Below are 23,409 nucleotides of genomic sequence, written 5' to 3'. Positions count from 1 at the left end.
TCAAGACGCACTAAAGGTTCTGAGCGTTGGAATAAACAACGTATCCGTGTAGCTAAGTTACATGAAAAAGTATCAAACCAACGCAAGAACTTCCTTCATCATAAGTCTAAAGAGTTAGCTACTAATTTTGATGTTGTAGCTATTGAAGACCTAAACATGAAAGGAATGTCGCAAGCACTTAATTTTGGAAAAAGTGTCGCTGATAATGGTTGGGGTATGTTCACGTCTTTCTTGGCTTATAAACTAAACGAACAAGGAAAACAACTTGTGAAAATAGACAAATGGTTTCCTTCCACAAAAACATGTAGCAGTTGTGGAAATGTAAAAAATATATCATTGTCTGAACGAGTATATTCTTGTATATGCGGTGTAAATCTCGATAGAGATTATAACGCAGCTATCAATATCAAAAATGAAGCAATACGCCTATTAGCGTTAGCATAAATAAAATCAAAGAACCTTTGGAACAAGGGAGTTAGCTCGGCTGTCTTAGGACTAATTCGTTAGCTATCAAAAGTAACGACTAACCGAGAAGCCCCCACTTCAAACAGTCCGTTAGGGCGTTAAGTGGCGGGTAGTTCACTTTCCCTTCAACAAACGATCAACTGTTACAAATTCGTATCCTTTTGCAAGTAACTCATCTATTAAAACAGGTAACGCATTGACTGTCCCATCCAGGATTCCAGGAGACATTTTAAGAGAATGCTGTAATACTATGGCACCCGGTGATAAGTCTCGTCTCACAATTGAAATGATTTCTTCAGCAGACAATCCTGTCCAATCTAACGTGTCAACTGACCACATGATTAATTTGTAACCTAATTCACTGATAAAATTTAGATCTGCAGTAGTAAATTCACCATACGGTGGACGAAATAATGTCGTTTTTTCTCCCGTTAATTTAATAATTTCATTTTCTGTACGTAATATTTCTTCTTTTATTTGCGAAGTAGTTAAATGAGTTAATTTAGGATGGCTCCAGCTATGATTTCCTAACGCATGCCCTTCTTTCTCAATACGCTTTAACATACTCGGACACCACTGAATTTGTTGCCCCACAACAAAAAAAGTAGCTGGAACTTTTTTGTTTCCTAGAAGATCTAAAATTTTAGGAGTGTAATAATCATCAGGACCATCATCAAATGTTAAAGCTATCTTTTTCCCAGCTGCGGATCCTCTATAATAAACATTCGAATTCCATTTAGGTAAGGAATTCGTGATCAAGTATATGCGAGGAATCTCCATATTGGACCAGACAACTAACTCCAGCCTTTGAACAACATAAAAAAATGGAATATACATAATATCATTTATTTCAATAGGTGCAGTCAAAATAGAATCATGTAGAACTGTATTGCTTTCTTCTACAAAAACATCACTTTTACATTGATTCTTAAATAACGTGATTAAAAACTTACCTTTTTTCAAAACAATAGCATGATTTTTATTATCATAATCGACTGAAATGCCCGCGTATTTAAAAAACAAACATGGAACCATAACATAACCATCTTTAATATAATACGTTGTTTGCACCATTTTTCCATCGATATAAATCTCTATCTGATCTGTTTTCATTTTTCAAACTCCCCCCCATTCTTGTTGTTTAAAACTTAAAGTCTTAAATAGCCTCCTCGTTTACTATAAATAAAAAACCAAAGGAGAATACCACAAAACGATACATAAACTAATTCTCACGGTGCATCTATATAACTATAACGAAAGAAGTTTACTTACCGTACATAGTTTTAAATTACGATTTAAAATCAATTTCAATATACTTGGCAATGCCTTTACCGTTACTTCAGTTGGATGGATCAAAATAATAGATCCATTTTTCACATTAGAATTTACTTTATCAATAATTGTATCTGCATGATTTAAATACCAATCTTGAGTATCTAATGAACTAATAATCGTTGTCATACCTTCTTGAGAAGCTATTTCTACTATTCTTTCATTACATGCGGCATATGGAGGAGTAAATAAATTAGGTGTAACTTTAAGTTCTTTAAAAAGTATTTCATTCGTCATTTTTAATTCCCACTTCATATACTCATCTGTTAAGCCTCTCATATCAAGATGTGAATAAGCATGACTCCCAATCTCATGTCCCCGGTCCCTTATCTCCCGAGCTAAATGAGGATATTTATGAACCCACAGCCCGTCTAAAAAAAATGTAAGTTTGCAGTTATAATTTTTCATTATCTCCAATAATTCTAAAACGTATTGATTTCCCCAAGATACATTAATCATGATTGAAATTAAGCGTTTATTGGGCTGTCCAACATATATCGGGTTTATACTCTGATTTGTATTTCTAAATTGAGAATTCTGTCTAGCAACCATAGGAAAAAAATCATAAATTTTATTTTTATTCATTACATTCCACACACTTCTTCAATATCATTTTTTATATCCCTCACCATTTCTAACACTCTTTTTTATTTTATATGTTTGTACGCATCTCAATGATTGGGGGAATTAACCTCATAACAATGCTTATTCTATACAGTGTGCTCTTTATATGTGATACTCGTCCTTGTAAGCTAGTAGCTAAAAGGACTCTTTTTCATAAGAAAAGCAGCGTCCTTTTTTAAGAACTCTGCTTTTCTTGTTCGTATCCTTTTTAAATATTTTCACTTAATGTATGTGATGCTTTTAATACATCTAAAAAGTATCCCCAATTATTTATAACTGACGAAATACTAATATGCTCATCTGGTGTATGAACATTAAAAATGTCTGGTCCAAATGAAATCGCGTCTAATCCAGGCATTTTTTGAACAAATACGCTACATTCAATACCAGCATGTACCGCAAAGATTTCAACGCCTTTGTTATATTTTTCTTTATGCACTTTTTCAAATAAATCACGAATAAGTGAGTTGGGATTATACGGCCATTCTGGATACTCTGATTCCTTTTCAAACTTTGCTCCAACTAATTCTGCAATATGCTGAATCTCATTTGTAATGTGCTGTTTTAAACTACTCACAGAACTTCTTACTTCATTTCGTAATTTAATTTCATTATGTAGTGTTTCGATAACACCTAAGTTTGTTGAACTTTCTACAAGTCCTTGAATATCCATACTCATACTTTGGATGCCATTAGGAATTAAGAATAATGAAGAAATCAGTTGTCTTTGTGTTTCTTTTGCAAATACTTTTTCTACTTTATCTTCTAATTTTGTAAGAGAAACTTGTACATCCGGATCTACAGCACGTAGCTCTTCTTGTAGAACTCGTGTCCATCTTTCCACTTTTCCTTCTACTTTTTCTACATCGTTTGCAGCTAATAAGATTGTTGCAACACTTTCACGTGGAATCGCATTTGTTTTTAATCCACCATGAATGTCACTTATGTGAAATGGAACTTCATGCGATAAATCATAAAGAACTCGTCCTAATGCTTTATTGGCATTACCACGTTGCTTATCAATTTCCATACCAGAATGGCCACCTTTTAGCCCTCCAACATATAGACGATATGCAACTGTCTCAGCAGGTGCCTCGTCCCAATTAATAGAAATTGTTTCAACTGCTTTTGCTCCACCTGCACTGCTCACTAGTAATTTATGATCTTCCTCAGAATCGATATTAATAAATATTTTCCCGTCAAAATGTTGCGGATCAACAGCAAAAGCACCACCCATTGTTGTCTCTTCTTCTGTTGTAATTACCACTTCAAGAGCTGGATGCGCGGTATCAGCTGAATCTAATAATGCTAACGCATATGCAACTGCGATACCATTATCTGCACCTAAAGTCGTTTCGTTTGCATACAGCATGTCCCCAACAATTCGTAACTCGATTGGATCCTTTTCAAAATTATGAACAGTTGCTTGATTCTTCTCACAAACCATATCCATATGACCTTGGATAATAATCGACGGCACTTTTTCATATCCATCAGTAGCCGGCTTTTTTATGATTACATTTAATGCTTCATCTTGTATAACTTCTAAATTACGGTCCTTTGCAAATTTCACTAAGTAATCACTAATTTCTTTTTCATTTCCGGATCCTCTTGGAATCTTTGAAATTTCTGCAAAATGATAAAATACAGGGTGCTTTGTTAATTGTTCTAAATTAGCATACATTGTGAAGCTCCTCTCTTAAATAAAACAACTTGAATGATTATTCTTTCCTCTATCATTATATCATGCTGTTCCATTTTTCTATAAGTATTCCAGTAATCATTCCTTAAAAGGTCATATATGATACGGGAAAAGAAACATGATAATCTGACGAGATGAGTTCGTATAAATTGGTGAATGAAATTTTATTGGCTGTTTTTCAAATATATTAGCCTTTTCTCATAATATCTCGGCAATGTGATGAAGGATATCGACTAACTAATAAAAAAACAGGAGCCCTCTAGCTCCTGTTTCCATCAAACTGAAAAGAAAATGCTTCTATGCATTTTCTTTCAATTTTTTTTCTTGTATATATTTTGATGTAGTATGATTCATGAGCTTTTCTAATTCATTAATATTTTCCGTTAATGCACCTTTTACAAGAGAGAAGTCTGTATTAGGTGCTTCTTTTTTTTCTTTAAAAAACGAAAGGTTTTTTGTTTTTGTTTCTTTCATTTCTCTTCCCCCTTAAAAAAGATACAACCTATGTCTACCGTTATTATAACTTATAGATAGAAATGATGCACTGTTATCCTTTTCTCTTTAATTCTTCTTCTAAAGCTTCTACTTGTTGCATTGTATCTCCTTTAATTAAAGAGAAATCCGTTGTATCTTCAGCTTCTTCTTTAAAAAATTCATTACTATATTCTTTTTCCACGACAATCACCTCTACATACTAGTGTAGGAATGATTGTCCAATTTTATTCAACTTTTGTCCGATTGACCCGAATTTTGTTCTAAATTATGTAAAGAAGGAAAGGACAGAGTAAATATTCTGTCCTTACTTACTAAAATAACTATGATGAATTGTCAAATTATATACATTTTCAAAATCGCGATCTTGAAGACTGTTCTTTTGACCATCAATAACAATACAAACATCTTTTACTATTTTTGCTGGTATGATACCGACATTTTCTACTTGAACTGCTTTTTGTTCATTTAATCGCTCTATATGTTCTAACGGTACTGTGATACTGAATTGAGAGCGAATACCACGAAAATTCGTATTTAATTCATCTGCTGTTACAAACACTACAATCTTGGCTCCAATCTTTTCAGCATAAGTATCAAGAAAGCCATTTAAACTTTGTGCATATTCAGCCTCTGTTCTCCATTCCATCATACCAAATGCAACTGGGTTTACATTTTGAATGAGTGTTGTATATATTTCTCCCCTTGCTTTCGAAGCGATTAATGATCGTTTAATGGATTGAACAGTCTTTCCGATATCACTAAATTTCGCACCCCATATTTCTGAAATGTTTGGAGTTAAAATAAAGGCAATATCGACAAATATGACCATCGCAACGAACATTAAAATGTTTTTCCAGAGGGTTAAATCTATTCCTTTCATCATGAAATACATTGTGACCGATGTAATAAACACACCATACCATGTTTTTCGAATAAGCTGCTTTTTTTCCTCGTACAATTCTTCATTTTTCCAATAAAAGAAAATCAGAAATAAAAAAACTAATACTAGCAAAAATAAACCAATTCGAATGTTAGAGACTGTCAATCACATCACCCTCCATTCAAAGACTTCTCATATCATTACATGCTTAACTCCCTTTCATTATGACAAAAGACGTGGACAACCTTCTAAAGTAAGCAGCACCGCATATACTAAAAAAGGAATCCACGTCTTAATAATGAATCTACATTGTATATGTAGACAAGTATACATTTCAAATTTTCAAAAATATTTTTTATAAAGATATATGTTTAGGGATTACGTCTTTAGGTACTTCTCCATCCATACTTAAATAATAGTGACGAATCGGTTGTAATTTTTCATCTAATTCATAAACAAGAGGGATACTCGTTGGAATATTTAATGACACTACGCCGTCGTTCGATAGGTTATCTAAATATTTTACAAGCGAACGAATTGTATTCCCATGCGATGAAATGATTACCTTTTGACCAGATTGTAACGTTGGTGCAATTTCATTATGCCAAAAGTCCAGTACCCTTTTTTCTGTATCCTCTAGGCATTCTGTAAGCGGAAATTCCCCTTTTTTAAGCAATTTATACCTTGGGCCAGTAATTTCATACCTTGGATCATCTTCAGTAAGAGCTGGCGGTCTCACATCTGTACTTCGTCTCCAAATATGAACTTGTTCATCGCCATATTTCTTTGCTGTCTCATCCTTATTTAAACCTTGTAGTGCTCCATAATGCCTCTCATTTAACTTCCATGATTTATGTACCGTAACCCAAGCTAGGTCCATTTCGTGCAGAATAATCCAAAGTGTTCGAATTGCCCGTTTTAACACGGAACTGTACGCAACATCAAATGTATACCCGTTGTTTTTTAATATTGCACCTGCTTCTCTTGCTTCGTTTAATCCATTTTCCGATAAATCTACATCTGTCCATCCTGTAAATCTGTTTTCAAGATTCCATAAACTTTGTCCGTGACGAATAAGTACAAGTTTTATCATAATAATTCCCCTTTCGGAAATAATAATTTGAATTTTGCAATACGTACACGTCATAAAGTATTTGGTAATGTTCATTTTTCACCCATGTATTCTATGATTTCCTCATAGTTGCCAAAATACATGGATAAAACCGATTCTTTTTCAAACTCCAAAAACAGAGGAATGAATCATGTCCTTACTTTTGATTAACTGGTTCTTCACGCTTAGATAACCATGCATCAAAACCTAAACGGCTATTTGCTAGTTCCGTCATCACTTGATGCCAATATTCTTCACCTGTTTCACCAAATTTTGAAAAAATATTCCCCATTTGTTCTCTTTGCACATCACTCAATTTTTTCTCTAGCTCTGCTCCTTCTTCCGTTAGGACAAGTTGTTTCACACGACGATCATGTTCTGCTTCATTGCTTTCAATAAGCCCCTTTTCAAGAAGCTGACGAAGTGGTCCGTGAAGAGCTTGTTTACTTATTTCTAACAGAGATAATAACTCATTTATACTGATCTCTGGAAACCGAGCAATAAAAAATAAAATGCGATGATGCACCCGCTGGATACCATATTCTTTTATAATCTCATCTGGTTTTTCTGTAAATGTTTTGTATGCAAAATAAAACAGTGCAAGTGCCTGATTCATTTGTTCTTCTTTATGTTGTGTCATCTACTTTCCCCCTATATGTAAATTATACCACAATTTATTTCAGAAATAGTAAAGCGACTGTTTTGACTTCATAAGAGGTATTCCACTTAAACTTACTAGTAGTACTATAAATAAAAAACGTATTACTCATTAGATTGAGAATACGCTTTTATTCATATAAAACACTCCGTTTTCAATTAAATATTTATTTGTTAAAACCCCATTTGAGACAACCAAAGCAATAACTCTTCTTCCCTTATTCTAATGTCATCTTTTTCTTTCTGATATTTACCCAAATTTTTTTCACAACTAATACTTCCATCTAACATAAAAAGTACTCTCTCAGTTTTAGCGGCCACTTTTACGTCATGAGTAACTAGTAAAATAGTCGCTCCCGATTGATTGATATTAGATAAAATATCCATAACCTCATTTGTTGCTTGCGAATTTAATGCTCCTGTCGGCTCGTCACCAAATAGAATATCTGGATTATTAATAAGCGCTCGGCATATAGATACTCGCTGCAACTGTCCCCCTGACACTTGAGTTATATCATGATCTGATAAATCCACAATTCCTGTTTGCCTCATCAGTTCACCCGCTCGTTTGTTTATTTTTTTCCGACTCTCAGTTTTGGCCAAATAAGCAGATAATATAATATTATCAAAAACATTCAAATTTCTAATTAAATGACTTTGCTGAAAAATAAACCCCATTTTATGCAAACGTAGTTTCGTTAATTCTTCCTCAGACATATTCGAAATTTCTTTGCCAGCGAATTTCACACTTCCTGAAGTCATTTTATCCATCCCACTCACATTATAGAGTAGCGTAGATTTACCTGATCCAGATGGACCCATAACAGATACAAATTCACCTACTTTAATGTTCAAGTTAATATCCTTTAACACATGATGTTTTGCTGTTTTTCCAAACAAATAGAGTTTATTTAAACGATTCACTTCTAAAATGTTTGTCATTCTGTTCCCACCTTATTGTTTTAAATCTTTTATATTTTTTACCGATACACTATTTATAAATGTTGTAATTGTCACTGTAATTATGAACAAAAGTGGACAAATAAAATAGGAAACAACGGGATTGACGACAAACTCAATATGTGAAGCGCCCATAAATGAGCCTAACCCGCTAATTATTCCTTGTCCTAGAGTACCCGCCATATATGTTCCGGCTATAAGGCCAATTAATAAAATGAAAATGGAACGAGTCATATATTGAACCTGAATATCCTTATAAGAAAAGCCAATACTCCTTAAAATAGCAATATGAGAAGAGTCTTTTGCCAGTAACATCTTAAAAAACATAGTTGTAATCAATACAGCTATCGCTATTGCAATACACATTGCTAATACTGTAATAAGTTTTAACTGTTCGATAGTCGTCCCCAACGTCTGTGACAAATACTCATCCATATCTGTAGCTTTTGCAGGATAAAATACTTTCTTATATTCTTCTAATTTTCTTTTCATATCGACGTCCACTTTCATATCCAAGTTCACTACATGCCATAATATCTGATTAGCATCATACGGTAAAAGAGCTTTAGCGGTCTTACCTCCATTGGTTACATCTTGGTATATCCCGCATATAGTTAATTCCTTCTCTTTCCCATTTACTATAAGAACTAGGTCATCTCCAACATTTTTCTTCATTTCTTTTGCGTTCATATAAGAAAGAGCAATTTCATTTTCATATCTTGGTGCTCCTCCCTTTAAATACTCCAAAGGAAAAGCTGTAAAGTCCCCAATTTCTACATTTATATTTCGATAGGCACCATCATGATTTAATACCTTAAATGTGCTAGTTATGAGTGCTGTATATTTTTCTACATCGCTATCACTTTGAATATAAGATATTATGTTATTAAATTTTTTCCTTACGTCACTAGAGTTCTGCAAATCTATTCTGATATCACTTTTACCAGTTCCCATATAAGTAACAAAAGTTGGAGACTGCACTGTATTTAGAAAATTTACTGGAACGATTATAAGAAATGACGAGATGATAAAAATAAAACATAATACACTATATATTTTCATGCGGCTGAACACATCTTTTATACCTAAAAATATATTTACATGTAGAAGTCGACTTTTATATAGTGTAAACGGCCACCTATTCCATACATTACCTACTGAATTTCCTTCTCTAATTGCTTCAACAGCACTAATTTGACGGAATTTCCTTAAAACGAGCCGACAGAAACAAACAACGATAATAAAGACAAATATTGTACTGAATAATGGCACAACATAATGCAATAAAGTTTTACTCGCCGCCCCCATATATAGAGCGATGTTGTCTGTAAATAATCCTCCAACAAATAGCGAAAGAATATATCCACATATACTAGCGACCACTGACATGACAAAATATTTTGTTAAATAGAGTTTTTGAATATCCTTACTGTGAATGCCAATTGTTTTCATCACACCGATTTCCTGATACTCTTCTTCCATAGTCGAAATCATAGTAAATCGAATACAAAGAAGTGCTATAGCCATTAATAATAAGCTAATAAAAATGATAACAACGGCCACGACGCCGTCACTTAAAGTATTCAAAGTCTTAAAGAGGGGATACGTAATTGCGGTTCCTTTTTGAGGTAAATTCGATGCTTGGTACATATCTTGAAACTCATTTACTTTATTTAAATCATGTAACTGAAATTCTAAAAGATACTCGCTTTCTCCAAGGTTAGACTTTAATACATTCCAATCTGCATCATGAATGATAAATCGCTTTGAACTGACAATTGATGGGTTCATTTGAACATCTCGAACAAATGTCTTTATCTTAAATTCCATTTTAAAATGATTATTTATAATCCATATTTTATCTCCAATTCTTAAATTTTTCTCTTTCATATAATAAATTGGAACTCCTATTTCCCCTTGGGAAACATCTATTACTTGATTTTCTAAGTCTAGTAAAAAATCAAAAGAATGGTTTTGTTTCACAAAATTCATATCCATCACACTGTTATGTTCCGCATATTTTCTATCGTTTATAAAAACATTAGAACCGTGAATTGTAATCATTTCAACTGTTTGCTGTTTTTTAACAAGCTTATTACGAAATACAAAATTATCAATAGCTCTCTGATCGATTTCCCCAGCATGCATTTGCACAAAATGAGGTGCACTGGAATTTTTAGATAGTCGCTCCATCGAACCAAATAAATCTACTATAATACCAGTAGCACTAGCAATTAATAAAGATGCAAACATTATAAATACAAATAAGATGAAAGTTATCACTCGATTTCGTAAAAAATCTCTTTTGAGCATTCTTCTAATCATATCACGCTGTTTCCCCCTCGTTTTGCAGTATTTTCTTCGTTACAAGCGCTATTACAATCACCAGAAGACTTACAAACAATATAGGAAGATATACCCTAAAACTAAATGTTTCAAACATGACACCATAAATAACTTGACCTATAGGCGCCATACATTGTGCGACTGCTGTAATTATTGCCATGACTTTCCCTAAATTCTCATTCGGTGTTTTCTTTTGTACAAAGGTAATAACAAAAATCGAAATAATTGTCATTATCATTGCGATTAAAACAGCACATAACATAAAAAGTACAAATGATGGATAATATCCGACTTCAAGGACAGAAGGCATAATAGATATAGCCATTGGGACAATTAGTAGAGCAATGATTAGCAACCACTTATATACTGTTTTCATTTGCATTTTTTTTGCAAAAAAGCCAATAGACAAAGCGCCTAAAATAGTCGCTAAATCTATAAGTCCCATTCCGACACCATACATCGTATCACTACTTTGCATCGTAACCCGTAAAATGATCGGACCACCGACTACAAAAAATGGTGTAAGGATTAAGTTTAGTAATGCAGCTATAATCATAGATTTTAAAATATATGGTTGTTTCACAACATAAGAAAATCCACCTTTCATATCCTTTATAATTGTTGGAACAATATGTTCATCCTGTACTCTTTTCACAAAGGGCATCTTAATAAACATCTCTACAATTGCTGAAAAGAAAAAAGCGATACAACTTATCATAACAAGTACTTTTAGGCCAACCATGCCGTATAGCACCCCACCTAAAACAGGTGCAGCTACATTTGATAATGCTTGAACACCGTTTACAATCCCATTCGCTTGTTCTAGTTTCTTTTCTGCTACAAGTAGTGGAATACTGGCCATAACAACAGGTGCGTACATAGAACTAATAATAGACAATAACACCATAACGGTGCCAATGAATATTACAGAAACATTGCCGGCTGATAACAGCACCATGAGGAAAAATATAATAGCACTACTAATCAAATCATAAATGACCATTAAATTTCGTCGATTGAATCTATCAGCAATCGCTCCGCCAAGAGGTGCCAACAAAAAAGGTACACTCGATATCGCATATAAAGTAGCATAAATATCGGCCCGCCCTGTTATATCAAGTACATATAACGACAAAGCAAATCGTAAAAGAGCAGATCCTAAAATAGATACGATTTGTCCGAATAACATAAGATGAAAATCTTTAGAAAAAGATTGTTCATTCATTCTCTCCTGCAATGTAATCACACCTTTTATATCGTTTTGACCGGTTGTCGGTCTGTAGTGAACTTAATCCGGTCTTACTAAAAAGTCCAAAATATAATCAAAAGTTCCTTTCTTTGCTCCAAGAGTAATTTCCATCATATTAATGAAAGCTTTGGCTCGTTGTTTTACTTCATGAGGCTGCCATTGAAACAATCCCTCATCGAATATAACTTGCGCAGAAGCAATTAAAAACTCCATTGTTTCCCTTGGATAGGCGGTCGCAAAAACCTTTTCATCAATTCCTTGCTTAATAACCTCTGTTAAAACTGGTGTTAAATGCAAAATAGCTTGCACTAAGCTTTTTTGATGCATTTCTGCATTATTCGGTTGATGAAATTGTTCAATCATTTTTTCTTTATTCCCACCGGATTTCGGTGTTTGCACCATTAAAATTTGAAACAATTTATCAACTACTGGAATCTCTGGATTTGAAGCAATCTTTTTTGCAGCCGCTACATCCGCAGTTACAATTCTCATAATAATAGCATCCATTACTTCCTCCTTTGACTTAAAATAATGATAAAAAGTTCCTTTAGCAATACCGATTTCTCGTAAAATATCATTTACAGTTGTTTTCGTGTACCCTTTAGAAATAAATAGTTTTTCTGCTATATCCAAAATTTCATTTCTGCGCTCTTCATATTCTTTTACAATCCTCATAAAGAAACTCCTTTCATCTAGACCGACTGCCGGTCTATTATAAATATATGTGCCTCCTATAAAAAAGTTTCATTCTTAATGAAACTTTTCATCCTTTACCTAACGTATACAACACCCCAATTACATTATCCTGCCGCTTTGAAGCGCAAAAACCAAAAAGTCGTTTTCCTTGTAGAAAGGAAAACGACTTTTCATTCTTAACACATACTCCGCATTAACGCCCTCGTCTTGACTGACCTTGCTTTGTACTATTTTTCTTTTTACTTGACTTATGAAATGATCGTTGTTTGCCATTTTGAGACCCTTCGCGATTGTCTCTTTGACGATACTGCCCTGTTTTCTTTGGTTTCTTTGTGTGTTCTTTTTTGTTTTGTTCATTTTTGGTAGTTGTTTGATGTGCAGGTAGCTCAAGCTCTTGTCTTTGCAGAGTTGTACCAATACCTTTTTCAATCTCTTTTAAATACATTTCATCTTTCGGTGCAACAAATGTAATCGCAAGACCTGAGTCACCGGCACGTCCAGTTCGACCGATACGGTGGATATAACTCTCTACATCTTCAGGTATATCGTAGTTAAATACATGTGTTACCCCTTCTACATCTAATCCACGAGCAGCTACATCGGTCGCAATTAAATATTGAATTTTCGCATCACGGAAACTTTTCATTACACGCTCACGTTTTCCTTGCGATAAATCCCCATGAAGTTCATCGCAGTTATAACCGTACCCTTTTAAATCATCATATAATTTACTTGCTCTACGCTTTGTGCGGCAAAAAATAACGGCTAAAAACGGCTGATCACGATCCATCACATGGCGTAGTGCATCTTGTTTTGCACGATCCGTCGTTTCAATTACTCGTTGTTTAATACTATTTACAGTCACTTCTTCACTTTGAATATGAATGATTTGAGGTTCTTTCATATAGCGCTTCGCCAATTTTTTAATATCTTTTGGCATCGTTGCTGAAAATAGCATTGTTTGTTTACTCTCAGGCGTCGCTTCTAAAATGTCTTCTATATCATATAAGAAACCAAAATGAAGCATTTGATCTGCTTCATCTAATACAAGCATAGACACATTTGATAATTCAATCGTCTCCCGGCGTAAATGGTCTAATAAACGCCCTGGTGTTGCTACAACAATATGTGTATTTCCTTTTAACTTTCTCATTTGCTGCGCAACATCTTGACCACCATATATCGCAAGAACATTGATATCTTCTTTATGAACAAGCATCTTTTCAATTTCAGTTGTAATTTGCAGTGCTAATTCTCTAGTTGGTGCAACAATTAAAGCTTGTATATCACTTGATTCAGGATCAATTTTTTCTAACATTGGTAAAACAAAAGCAAGCGTTTTTCCTGTTCCTGTTTTCGCTTGACCAATTATATCTTTTCCAGACATGACAATTGGGATTGCTTTCTCTTGAATTGGTGTTGCTTCCGCAATCCCATTTTCACGTAATGTATGATTAAATGTTTCACTAATTCCTAACTCTAAAAAGTTTTTCAAACAGATCACTTCTTTTCCTTATTTTTCACATTAAGTTCTCATTGTACCATTTGTTTCACTAAATATGAATCAGTTGGATTAATTCTTCCTGCTTCTCTTTTGATTTTGTTAACAATTTCACATTAATAGGTGCCAAAATAAACTTCTTGATTTTCCGATTATTCCAAATGAGCCCTGTATACCTTATATCTTCATGTACGTTTCGGAACCATTCTTGTTCACTTAGCTTGGCAATATAATGTTTTAACTTCGCGTCAGTCCTCGGATAAAACAAGATAGTATCTGCTATCATATCAAATAAAAGACCCCTGTTTTCTCCCCCTATCTTCCTTTTGTTTTATGAAAATTAACAGTGAGAAAAAAATGAGAAAAGTGATTACTTTGTCAATTATTTGTCTATCCTCTTAAAAACTCTATACTTTTAAATATTTTTACGTAATGTTGAATATGCTGTTACAACATTACAAAAAAAAGACGAAATGAGGAGCGGATATATGGAAAAGCAGAAATTATGGAGAAAATTAAAGCACGGTGCAACAAAGTTAGGTAAGTCTGGTGTATATGAGAGCATTATTTTATATTACACCTTAAACAAGAAAGGACTACCTGCTAGAGCTAAAATGATTATATTAGTTGCACTATCTTATTATGTGTGGTCAATCGATTTCATTCCGGATTTAGCAGCTATTATCGGAATTGGCCTGTTAGATGATGTGATAGCAATTGCCTGGGCACATAGATATATCATGGTACATACAGATGCAGAAATTCGAAAAAAGGGAAAAGCAAAGATGGAATCTTTATTTAAAACAGCACGTGCATAATACATGAAATAAGAGAGACGGTCTTCAGAACCGTCTTTTCTTTCACCTATATATGTACTCGTTCCACATACATCTGTAAACAATTCAACATTCTTTTTATAATGATTTAGACAAGTTTTGTTGACATTGATTAATCGCCTCTACAATATATGATAAAAATTGCTCATAATTTAGTAAAACATTTCCGAAACCGCTCATACTTCTTGCTATTTCTTTACCATTTTGGTTAAATGCGATAGCTTCTGTCTTCGTCCCATCACCGTCTACACCGATTATATACTTCATCTTTCCACCCGCTTTTTCCTACCTCACAATTGGAGGGAATTTTTGTTATGAAAAAAGTGAGATCATCAAAATGACCCCACTTTTTTACTTACACATTTACTGTATCCTGATTACCATCACCGCTCTTTTCGATTTCAATCATATTTTTATCGTACATTTTAAAAAATGGTAGATAAATAAGAAATGAGATTGCTATATTGATGAAGACTAATACAACAGCTCTCCAATCTCCACCTGTCGCTAAATATGCACCAATTGGAGCTGGCAATGTCCACGGCGGCATAATATAAGTCGCTGTAACAAGTCCCATAGCAGTTGCAGTATAAGCAATCGTTGCGGTTACAAGCGGTGTAATAATAAAAGGAATAATTAAGATTGGGTTTAATACAATTGGAAGCCCAAATATAACTGGCTCATTAATATTAAAAATACCAGGTACTATACACGTTCTTGACAGCGCTTTAGAATATTTTGATCTACCGAAAACAATCATGGCTAATACAAGCCCAAGTGTAGCTCCGGAACCACCAATCCATATAAACCATTGGTATAATGGTTCTGGTGCAATAAATGGTATACTGCTCGCTCCATCTGCAACTGCAGCAGAGTTTTTGCCAAGATACACTTCCCATAAAGGACGGGCAACTGTTCCAACAACAGAAACACCATGTATACCAAATGACCAGAAGAATGTAATTAGAAACACCGGTAGGATAACTCCAAAATAACTATCACCAGCTTTTACTAATGGTGCAGCTAGCTTATCAACTAAATGGTGTAAATCAATGCTAAAAACAACAGTAATCATACTCATAATAATAATAACGAAAGCAGCAGGTATAAGTGCTTCAAAAGAACGAGATACAGACGGTGGTACTTGCTCTGGCATTTTAATCATCACATTTTTCGTCTTACAGAATCTCAAAATTTCAACCGATAAAATGGAAACAATCATTGTAACAAATAACCCATGTCCCCCAAGGTTTGTCATGGGAAGCATAAAACCTTTCTTATCGATTAATTCAGGTGTCAATGTAAGGAGCAAAGAACAAACTGCAAGTTGTGCTCCTGATAACGCATCTAATTTGTAACTTTTCGCTAAATTATATCCAATACCAAAGGCGATATAGAGCGACATAATAAACATCGTTAATCGATATGGTATTAAAATACTCGTTACATGCTTTGCTGCCCAAAGTGAAATAAAACTATCTTTTGGAAGAGGCGGAAACGCCACGATTAAAAAGAAACTCCCGACGATAATAAACGGTAATGCTGAAATTACACCGTCACGAATCGCTTGTAAATGCCTTTGCTCAGAAAGTCTCGCCATTGGACCAGATAAGTTATTCTCAAGAAACGAGATAAACTTATTCATACTATTCTCCCTCCTAACGAATGAGTTCTTGTACTGCTTTTAATAATGTCGGACCGCCAAGTGGCGTATAAGCCTGCGGTGGAATCACACCACAAGGAACAGACTGCTCATCTGCTATTTTTTTCACTGCAGCAAATCTATGCCTTACTTGCGGAGCAACCATTATAACGTCCCAGCCATTTTTCACCTCTTCTTCCACTTCACTCGTTCCAATTGCGTGTACATCCATACTAATTCCCTTCTTCTCCGCTTCTTTTTTTAAAGCGTTTACAACAATTGAACTGGACATTCCTCCAGAACATACAAACAGAACTTTCATTTCATAATCCTCCCATGTGCTTTCAGTAATTTTTATCCTTTTTCAAGGACTGTCAAATCGCCAAAAAAAGGTTGTTTTGCGGTATTAAAAATCATATGAAGAATGTAGACAAATTAGTTCTAGCGAAATGAAATTTTAACAAAAATTTTTTATATGAAATAAAAGTTTCAGCGCGCTTCTTTCTCAATTGTGAATCTTACATTCACATGATATAGTAATTTCGATAATAAAATATGTAAGGAGGCGTACGATGATTTTCAGAAGATTATTAATGAGTTGTTGTAGCGTCATCTTGATGATTCCCTTTCTATTCATCACCTCTAAATCCACACGAGCTGAAGTCCCTACTACGTACCAAAAACACGAACTACGTGCCGCATGGATTGCATCTGTGCTCAACATTGATTGGCCTTCAAAAATTGATCTACCTATCGAAAAACAGAAACAAGAATTTATCAAACTACTAGATGATTTAAAAAATATAGGTATGAACGCGATTGTTGTGCAAATTAAACCAACCGCCGACGCTTTTTATCCGTCCCAATACGGTCCTTGGTCTGAATATCTTACCGGTACTCAAGGCAAAGATCCCGGCTATGATCCACTTGCATTTATGGTCGAAGAATCCCATAAAAGAAACCTTGAATTTCACGCTTGGATTAACCCCTACAGAATAACAATGAATCATACTGATATAGACCGATTAGCAGAAAATCATCCAGCAAGAGAACATCCCAATTGGGTTATCCCTTATGGCGGGAAACTATACTATAATCCTGGTATTCCAGAAGTGAAAACTTTTATAACGGAAGGTGCACTAGAAGTTGTACAAAATTATGACATTGACGCACTTCATATGGATGATTATTTCTACCCCTACAAAGTAGTTGGTGAAGAATTTCCAGATCAAAGCACGTATGAAACGTATAATAATGGGAGATTTTCTAACATTGAAGATTGGCGTCGTGATAACGTGAACCAGCTTGTAAGCGGATTACATACTGCTATTAAACAAGAAAAGTCGTATGTAAAGTTTGGAATTAGTCCATTTGGCGTATGGAGAAATATTGCTGATGATCCAACTGGTTCCAATACAACTGCCGGACAAAGAAACTATGATGATTTATACGCCGATACACGAGAATGGATCCAAAAAGGATACATTGACTATATTACACCACAAATCTATTGGAATATTGGTTTTTCACCTGCAGCATATGACATATTATTAGATTGGTGGGTACAAGAAACTATAAACAAGCCTATTCACTTATATATCGGGCAAGCGGCATATAAAATTAATAATAACTCCGTTCCCGCATGGTCAGACCCTGAAGAATACCCAAGACAAATTGCGCTAAACCATAAAAATTCACAAATAAAAGGTAGCATGCACTTTAGCATTAAAGATATAAATAACAATCCATTAGGAATAAAAGACAGACTTCAAAAGGACATTTATAAACACCCTGCATTAATCCCGCCAATGCCTTGGTTAGATCATGATCCACCTAAACAACCTATATTAAAAGGTGCCATTGCAAGGCACGATGGTATCGCCTTAGGAATTATCGATGATAGAAACAATAACTCTTCTTATTATGCAATCTATCGAGTAAATGGAAAAACCGAGGTTGATATTCAAAAAGCTGAAAATTTACTTACTACTGTACGAAAAACAAAACCTGGAGAGATTTATGTAGATAAAACGGCAGTATCTGGTGAAACATATACGTATGTGGTGACCTCTTTGGATCGGTTGCATAATGAAAGTACTCCTTCTAGTAAAACTACTATAAAAGCACAATAATGATAAAATCCCTCACTCAAAATATGAGGGATTTTACTCTATACATCAAAAAATCTATTTGCTCAGTTTACTATATTGAATATGAATTCTATTTTCAAGATTTTTATCTACTGTATACAATACGAGTAAGAAAAAACATTCTAATGGTTTCATTATGATATAAATAAAATCAGCTCTATTCGCTACCAGAACCAATAAGTAAAAGAAATCCTTTTGAGTACATTACTCAAAAGGATTTCTTTTACTTAGTCTTAAATTTCTCAGTCGCCGCTCTCATCTTCACGTTCAAATCATGATCAATGGAGTCACGAATATCACGCTCTACTGCTTCCATTTCTTTTTGGAAGTTTTGTAAGTAAACTTGCAATTCTTCTTCTTTTTCAGGACGTTGTGATGGTGGCAATTGTGTTACTAATGACAACATAGCGATTAAGTCTTTCATTAAGAACGTCTCTAGTTTGTGCTGTTGTTCAAACATACGTTGTTCTTGATAGTATGGAAGTGCATGTAAGACAGAAATTGTAATCTCATCAACCATTCTTTGTAATGAAGGATTAACAGATCTTTTATATGCCTGAATGTCATTCAATGCATCAGGGTAACGGTCGTAAAAATACAATTTATAAAACGATAGATCAGTTGACCCAGATGCTTGTTGTGATTCTTGTCTTAAAAAATCTTTAATTTTTATCGCTGCCACATCAATATCTTCATTTGTCACTTTTTTCGTTGTTTTCGCCATCGCATGCACTTTTTTCTGTTTATCTTTCGGTAACATAGAGAAAACTTGTTCTCTAGAACGTTGATTTGCCGTGCAAAAAAGAGTATTCAAGACTTTTTGTTCCTTTTTCCCTTCTGTACGAATCCAGCGATAAAACAGCGGATGCTGAGTAAATTCTTGTAAAAATGGCGTTGATTTATTTGATAATTTTCCGATTGATTCATGTGCCCGTTTATATGGCTTTGTCCATGATAAGTAAAATTTCCGGCCGAAGTAAACGAGTAACACAATAAGTGTAAACCCTAGCAAAAGTAAAATTCCACCGACCATTAAAACAAATTCGAAGAAACCCATATTTTCACCTCCTCTAATGACCTTTTATTTCTTTGGACGCTGAATGAGCTTCTGCTTCATTTCATCATTAAATGTGTCAAGTTCAATAACAAACTTCTTACTTGATTCAATAATGCGTTCTGATGATTTCTCAGATGCCTCAATAGCTGCAAATACATTTTGGAATGATTCGCGTAGTTTATCCATGCTAATTGCTGGATTTTCAAGCAGTTGCGTTGTTTCTTCTGTGTTTTGTTTTAAAGCTTGTGAGTTACTAAGTACCATCGATTCAATTGCTTCATTCGTCGCATTCACTGCATCAATCGTCTTACGCTGATTTGTTAATGCGAGCTGAATTGCTGCTGAAACAGTAACCACATTTTGTGTCATTGTAATTGCATTACGAATTGCTTCTGTTAACTTTTCATTATTTTTCTTAATAATGTCTACAGATGCGATAGATTGCAGTAATACACTTTTTGCTTGTTGCATATTACGTGTACGTACAAGAATTTTTTCTAGTGCATCATTGATTAATGGAATATCCTTTTGACGATCTGGGTTTTGCCTTTCTGCTTCAAGCATACTAGCAAGTTTTCTACCAAGATATACTTGCTTATCAAGTGCATGGATTTTTTCATGCGATTGCTCTTTTAGCATTTCTAAACCAACTGTGTCTTCTTGAAGATTGTCACGTCCAATAAGCAATGATCTTATAATTTCTTCAATTTGTTTATCTATGGATTGATATTTATGAACATACGTTTCAAGTGGATTTTTCTTAAAAACTTTAAACATAAACCTCTTCATACCCGACGCTTTTAATGAATTAGGATCAAGTTCTGATACAACTTTACGCAGTTCTAATAATGTATTTGGAATCTCTTCGTTCTTCCCAGTCATCATCGCAGTCACAGGGCGTTTTAATGCTGATAATGTTTGCCCTGCTGCTTGTTGTTCTTTATCTCCTAAATCTCCGAGCTGTGATAATACTTTTGAAAGATCGGTATTTTGTTCACTATTTAACTTTTGTACATATAAATCAGCTTCTTTATTCAGTTCAACAAGTTCTTCATCTTTAATAACTGTATCAACAACGACTTCAACATTATCTTTCACTATTGATACAGATTCTTTTTTCTCTAATTCAGTCAACAAAATCGCTCCTTTATTTATATGTGCGAATTTATTTGCACTATATTTCATCTGAAATCTCGTATTCAACATATATGCTGCTTGTTTGAAATCGACTTTTAATCAACTCCTGCTTATGCAGTCATTCCCTGTTTCTTACTATAAGTATACCTGTTTCGCGCATTATTTTCCTCAGCCTTAAGACCTAGAAGACTACGTGCTGAAGGCGGATTCTTCACGTGTTACACAGTTTATCGCTTAATAATTCAGCCCGCAATTTCATTTTGTCTACCTTTCCGTTCGGCTTCTTTGGTAAATGTGATCGTACAGTCCAATTTCTTGGTTGCTTATACGATATTAGTTTTTGACGGCACTCTTTCTGAATATCTACTAATTCCCGAGAAAAATCCTTAACGATAACAGCTCTTATAATTTCTCCGCGATTCTCATCTTTTTCCGAAAACACTACCGCTTCTGTAACCCCGGTGATTCCAAGTAATACATCTTCTATTTCACCAGCGTACACAAAGCTCCCAGCAGCTTTTATAACTTCTCTATCTCTACCTACTAAAACAATTTTCCCATCTTCTCTTTGGAAACCAATATCATGTGAGGTTACCCAATCTTCTATGAAAGTAGCCTTTGTTTGCTCTTCATTTTCAATATATCCTTCAAAAGCCTGACCGGATCGAACAAATAATTTCCCGAAGTTTTCTTTATTAGTTACTACTCGTTCGTTTTTCTCATTAAAAAGGGCAATCTCTACGTCAGGAAATGAGGTTCCAACTGTTTCGGGAGTATGTTTTGCATCTTTTGGTGTTAATAACGAAGCATAACCCATTTCTGATGATCCGTAATATTCATACAAAAGTGATTGAGGAAAATTCTTTTCAAATTTTTGTCTTTGTAAAGGCGATAATTTTGTTCCAACTGAAATCACACATCTCGGCATCACTTCCTCTACACGCTGTTTTTGTTTTGCATAACGAGTTAAAGGTTCAATTAAAGCTGGTGTGATAGAAACACATGAGCCTTTAGCTTTGAAAAATGCCTCTGGTGTGAAGCTAGATAATAAAACAATTTCAGCACCAGTAGCTAACGCCTGAAGTGCTGGATATAGCTGTGCTGAATATGATAAATGTAGCGGGACTATAACACGCTCATTTCCCGTAAGTGAAAACGCCTTACTCCATCCCTTAAAACTACAAATCCAAGACTGATGACTTTTAACAAACCCTTTCGGTGTACCCGTTGAACCTGAAGTATATCCAAAGAAATATAACTCATCATGTCTACTCACATATCTAAAAGGAAACCGAATCTTATTTTTCTCAATCGTTTGACATACAGTCTCTTTAGATGTAATAATCCAATTAGGCTCCGTTCTATTTATAATCGCTCTCCATTCTACTTCTGTAACTTCTGGATGAATGGGCATTATAATTCCACCAATTTCTGAAACTGCGAGGGCATCTCGAATCCATTCCATACAATTTTCTAACTTTATAATAAAAATATGACCCGGTGCTGCTCCGTCTTGTATAAGAACTGATGCACGATTTGAAACATATTGCGCTAACTCTTTGTAAGTCCAGCTACTATGTTGTTCTGAAAGCGCAACATGGTCAGGATATTTTTGCGCCTGCTCATAGAAATAGGAATGTATACGCATTTTTTATTGAATCTCCTTGTTTGTTATGGCTATATTTGTTATTTTTTTCGTGCTACAAACGCTCCTTTTTGAAAAGCTAGTAATACCGTTTCAAATGTATCATCTTCTTCAATCATCTGAATAAATTCTGCTAATTCTTCTGCATGTGAAGTGGCATTATCAATGACAAGAAGCCCCTTTGGCTCTAATATGCGTTTTATATTTTCCCACCACCACATATATTGAGTACGCTCTGAATCTAGGAAAATAAAATCAAATGATCGATCTACTTGTGCATCTAGAAACGCCCCCGCTTCCTGATTATGAATATCAATCCAAGATCTAAGATTCGCCTTTTCAAAATTCATAAGTGCCTCTGCGACTCGTTCTGAAGAAATTTCAACAGTTGTAACATTTCCATGCGTTTCTTCAGCCGCATTTGCAAGCCACAATGTTGAATATCCATTTGAAGTCCCAATTTCTAAAACTCTTTGAGCACTACACCCTTTTATTAAAATAGATAAAAATTGTCCCATTTCACGAGAAATATTTCTTAACTTTTCTTCTCGTTTCTCTTTTTCACTATCATGCTCGTTTCCGTATTTTTCTAGTTCTAACAACAACAATTGTAATGAATTCATACGATTCATCTCCTTTCCAAGCAAATTTAATAAATAATCAAAATTGATGAGAAAGTTAATTATGTTTATCTACCTTTCATTATATGCTAAACGAATAGGTTTTTCCTGTTATAAGACAAAGAATTGAATTTTTTGTAGCATATTGTTACATTTTTTGATAAAGTTAATTTCTACGTGCAATTATTCTATTCACATTATTTTACAATCAAAATGCAATCATATAATTATTTTTAATCGGTATTTCAAATTAAAGTAGCGCCCTTTTTGGACGCATTTTCTTTTGGTTATAACTGTATGTAAG

The 23,409-nt window shown here is 34.3% G+C and carries 23 protein-coding genes and 2 pseudogenes; 3 read left to right on the top strand and 22 right to left on the bottom strand.

All coding sequences use genetic code 11. From position 1 onward, the window contains the following. The coding region (locus tag ACX5JI_RS22375; protein ID WP_459503216.1) for an RNA-guided endonuclease InsQ/TnpB family protein at nucleotides 1-444 on the top strand (444 nt) is incomplete at its 5' end. A gap of 135 nt (nucleotides 445-579) precedes the next feature. On the opposite strand, the gene ACX5JI_RS22370 is transcribed toward ACX5JI_RS22375, so the two are convergent. From ACX5JI_RS22370 to ACX5JI_RS22305, 14 genes are all read right to left on the bottom strand, one after another. Beyond that, entirely contained in the window at nucleotides 580-1,578 is a 999-nt protein-coding gene (locus ACX5JI_RS22370; protein ID WP_459503215.1) for a polysaccharide deacetylase family protein, read from the bottom strand. A 135-nt stretch (nucleotides 1,579-1,713) separates the two neighbouring features. Beyond that, nucleotides 1,714-2,382, bottom strand: a complete 669-nt coding sequence (locus ACX5JI_RS22365; RefSeq protein ID WP_459503214.1) for a polysaccharide deacetylase family protein — start codon at nucleotides 2,380-2,382, stop codon at nucleotides 1,714-1,716. Nucleotides 2,383-2,629: 247 nt separating this feature from the next. Continuing rightward, a complete protein-coding gene (locus tag ACX5JI_RS22360) occupies nucleotides 2,630-4,105 on the bottom strand; it encodes an aminoacyl-histidine dipeptidase (RefSeq protein WP_459503213.1) in 1,476 nt (491 codons plus the stop codon). Between the two features lie 315 nt (nucleotides 4,106-4,420). Next, nucleotides 4,421-4,597, bottom strand: a complete 177-nt coding sequence (spoIISB, locus tag ACX5JI_RS22355) for a stage II sporulation protein SB (protein WP_459503212.1) — start codon at nucleotides 4,595-4,597, stop codon at nucleotides 4,421-4,423. A gap of 73 nt (nucleotides 4,598-4,670) precedes the next feature. Then, on the bottom strand, nucleotides 4,671-4,799 hold the full coding sequence (locus ACX5JI_RS22350; RefSeq protein WP_459503211.1) for a D-alanyl-D-alanine carboxypeptidase: 129 nt from the start codon (nucleotides 4,797-4,799) through the stop codon (nucleotides 4,671-4,673). A 123-nt stretch (nucleotides 4,800-4,922) separates the two neighbouring features. Beyond that, entirely contained in the window at nucleotides 4,923-5,663 is a 741-nt protein-coding gene (locus ACX5JI_RS22345) for a type II toxin-antitoxin system SpoIISA family toxin (RefSeq protein ID WP_459503210.1), read from the bottom strand. Nucleotides 5,664-5,853: 190 nt separating this feature from the next. Next, nucleotides 5,854-6,591, bottom strand: a complete 738-nt coding sequence (gene gpmA / locus ACX5JI_RS22340) for a 2,3-diphosphoglycerate-dependent phosphoglycerate mutase (protein WP_459503209.1) — start codon at nucleotides 6,589-6,591, stop codon at nucleotides 5,854-5,856. A gap of 175 nt (nucleotides 6,592-6,766) precedes the next feature. Beyond that, entirely contained in the window at nucleotides 6,767-7,249 is a 483-nt protein-coding gene (locus ACX5JI_RS22335) for a MarR family winged helix-turn-helix transcriptional regulator (protein ID WP_459503208.1), read from the bottom strand. 191 nt (nucleotides 7,250-7,440) lie between these two features. Then, nucleotides 7,441-8,208, bottom strand: a complete 768-nt coding sequence (locus tag ACX5JI_RS22330) for an ABC transporter ATP-binding protein (RefSeq protein WP_459503207.1) — start codon at nucleotides 8,206-8,208, stop codon at nucleotides 7,441-7,443. A 12-nt stretch (nucleotides 8,209-8,220) separates the two neighbouring features. Next, nucleotides 8,221-10,551: an ABC transporter permease gene (locus ACX5JI_RS22325; RefSeq protein WP_459503206.1), complete on the bottom strand. Its 2,331-nt coding sequence runs from the start codon at nucleotides 10,549-10,551 to the stop codon at nucleotides 8,221-8,223. Between the two features lies 1 nt (nucleotide 10,552). Next, on the bottom strand, nucleotides 10,553-11,797 hold the full coding sequence (locus ACX5JI_RS22320; protein ID WP_459503220.1) for an MFS transporter: 1,245 nt from the start codon (nucleotides 11,795-11,797) through the stop codon (nucleotides 10,553-10,555). Nucleotides 11,798-11,860: 63 nt separating this feature from the next. Further along, nucleotides 11,861-12,496 (bottom strand): TetR/AcrR family transcriptional regulator, encoded by a 636-nt coding sequence (locus tag ACX5JI_RS22315; RefSeq protein WP_459503205.1) that lies wholly within the window; start codon nucleotides 12,494-12,496, stop codon nucleotides 11,861-11,863. 214 nt (nucleotides 12,497-12,710) lie between these two features. Continuing rightward, nucleotides 12,711-14,021, bottom strand: a complete 1,311-nt coding sequence (locus ACX5JI_RS22310; RefSeq protein WP_459503204.1) for a DEAD/DEAH box helicase — start codon at nucleotides 14,019-14,021, stop codon at nucleotides 12,711-12,713. Between the two features lie 49 nt (nucleotides 14,022-14,070). Further along, nucleotides 14,071-14,304: a hypothetical protein gene (locus ACX5JI_RS22305; RefSeq protein WP_459503203.1), complete on the bottom strand. Its 234-nt coding sequence runs from the start codon at nucleotides 14,302-14,304 to the stop codon at nucleotides 14,071-14,073. Between the two features lie 202 nt (nucleotides 14,305-14,506). Between ACX5JI_RS22305 and ACX5JI_RS22300 the strand changes: the two genes are divergently transcribed. Next, nucleotides 14,507-14,836, top strand: a complete 330-nt coding sequence (locus tag ACX5JI_RS22300; RefSeq protein WP_459503202.1) for a YkvA family protein — start codon at nucleotides 14,507-14,509, stop codon at nucleotides 14,834-14,836. Nucleotides 14,837-14,941: 105 nt separating this feature from the next. Here the strand turns inward: ACX5JI_RS22300 and ACX5JI_RS22295 are convergent. From ACX5JI_RS22295 to ACX5JI_RS22285, 3 genes and pseudogenes are all read right to left on the bottom strand, one after another. Further along, a pseudogene (locus ACX5JI_RS22295) lies at nucleotides 14,942-15,121 on the bottom strand (BadF/BadG/BcrA/BcrD ATPase family protein); the annotation flags it as partial. An 88-nt stretch (nucleotides 15,122-15,209) separates the two neighbouring features. Then, nucleotides 15,210-16,499 carry a PTS sugar transporter subunit IIC gene (locus ACX5JI_RS22290; RefSeq protein ID WP_459503201.1) on the bottom strand — a complete coding sequence of 430 codons (1,290 nt, stop codon included), beginning with the start codon at nucleotides 16,497-16,499 and terminating at the stop codon, nucleotides 15,210-15,212. A gap of 13 nt (nucleotides 16,500-16,512) precedes the next feature. Continuing rightward, complete coding sequence (locus ACX5JI_RS22285; protein ID WP_459503200.1) at nucleotides 16,513-16,818, bottom strand: PTS sugar transporter subunit IIB; 306 nt, start codon at nucleotides 16,816-16,818, stop codon at nucleotides 16,513-16,515. 250 nt (nucleotides 16,819-17,068) lie between these two features. On the opposite strand from ACX5JI_RS22285, the gene ACX5JI_RS22280 reads away from it, so the two are divergent. Next, nucleotides 17,069-18,628 (top strand): glycoside hydrolase family 10-like protein, encoded by a 1,560-nt coding sequence (locus ACX5JI_RS22280; RefSeq protein WP_459503199.1) that lies wholly within the window; start codon nucleotides 17,069-17,071, stop codon nucleotides 18,626-18,628. A 54-nt stretch (nucleotides 18,629-18,682) separates the two neighbouring features. Here ACX5JI_RS22280 and ACX5JI_RS22275 read toward each other — a convergent pair. From ACX5JI_RS22275 to ACX5JI_RS22255, 5 genes and pseudogenes are all read right to left on the bottom strand, one after another. Beyond that, nucleotides 18,683-18,802, bottom strand: a pseudogene (locus ACX5JI_RS22275) (DUF6688 family protein); the annotation flags it as partial. A 67-nt stretch (nucleotides 18,803-18,869) separates the two neighbouring features. Next, nucleotides 18,870-19,703: a DUF3974 domain-containing protein gene (locus tag ACX5JI_RS22270; RefSeq protein WP_459503198.1), complete on the bottom strand. Its 834-nt coding sequence runs from the start codon at nucleotides 19,701-19,703 to the stop codon at nucleotides 18,870-18,872. Between the two features lie 24 nt (nucleotides 19,704-19,727). Continuing rightward, nucleotides 19,728-20,837 (bottom strand): toxic anion resistance protein, encoded by a 1,110-nt coding sequence (locus ACX5JI_RS22265; protein WP_459503197.1) that lies wholly within the window; start codon nucleotides 20,835-20,837, stop codon nucleotides 19,728-19,730. Between the two features lie 214 nt (nucleotides 20,838-21,051). Then, nucleotides 21,052-22,488 (bottom strand): class I adenylate-forming enzyme family protein, encoded by a 1,437-nt coding sequence (locus ACX5JI_RS22260; protein WP_459503196.1) that lies wholly within the window; start codon nucleotides 22,486-22,488, stop codon nucleotides 21,052-21,054. A gap of 38 nt (nucleotides 22,489-22,526) precedes the next feature. Beyond that, on the bottom strand, nucleotides 22,527-23,117 hold the full coding sequence (locus ACX5JI_RS22255; RefSeq protein ID WP_459503195.1) for an O-methyltransferase: 591 nt from the start codon (nucleotides 23,115-23,117) through the stop codon (nucleotides 22,527-22,529). Nucleotides 23,118-23,409: the final 292 nt, after the last annotated feature.

This window comes from Bacillus sp. C1 (assembly GCF_054570475.1).
Note: the sequence above shows the minus strand (reverse complement) of the source record. Positions and strands in the feature narration are given on the sequence as shown.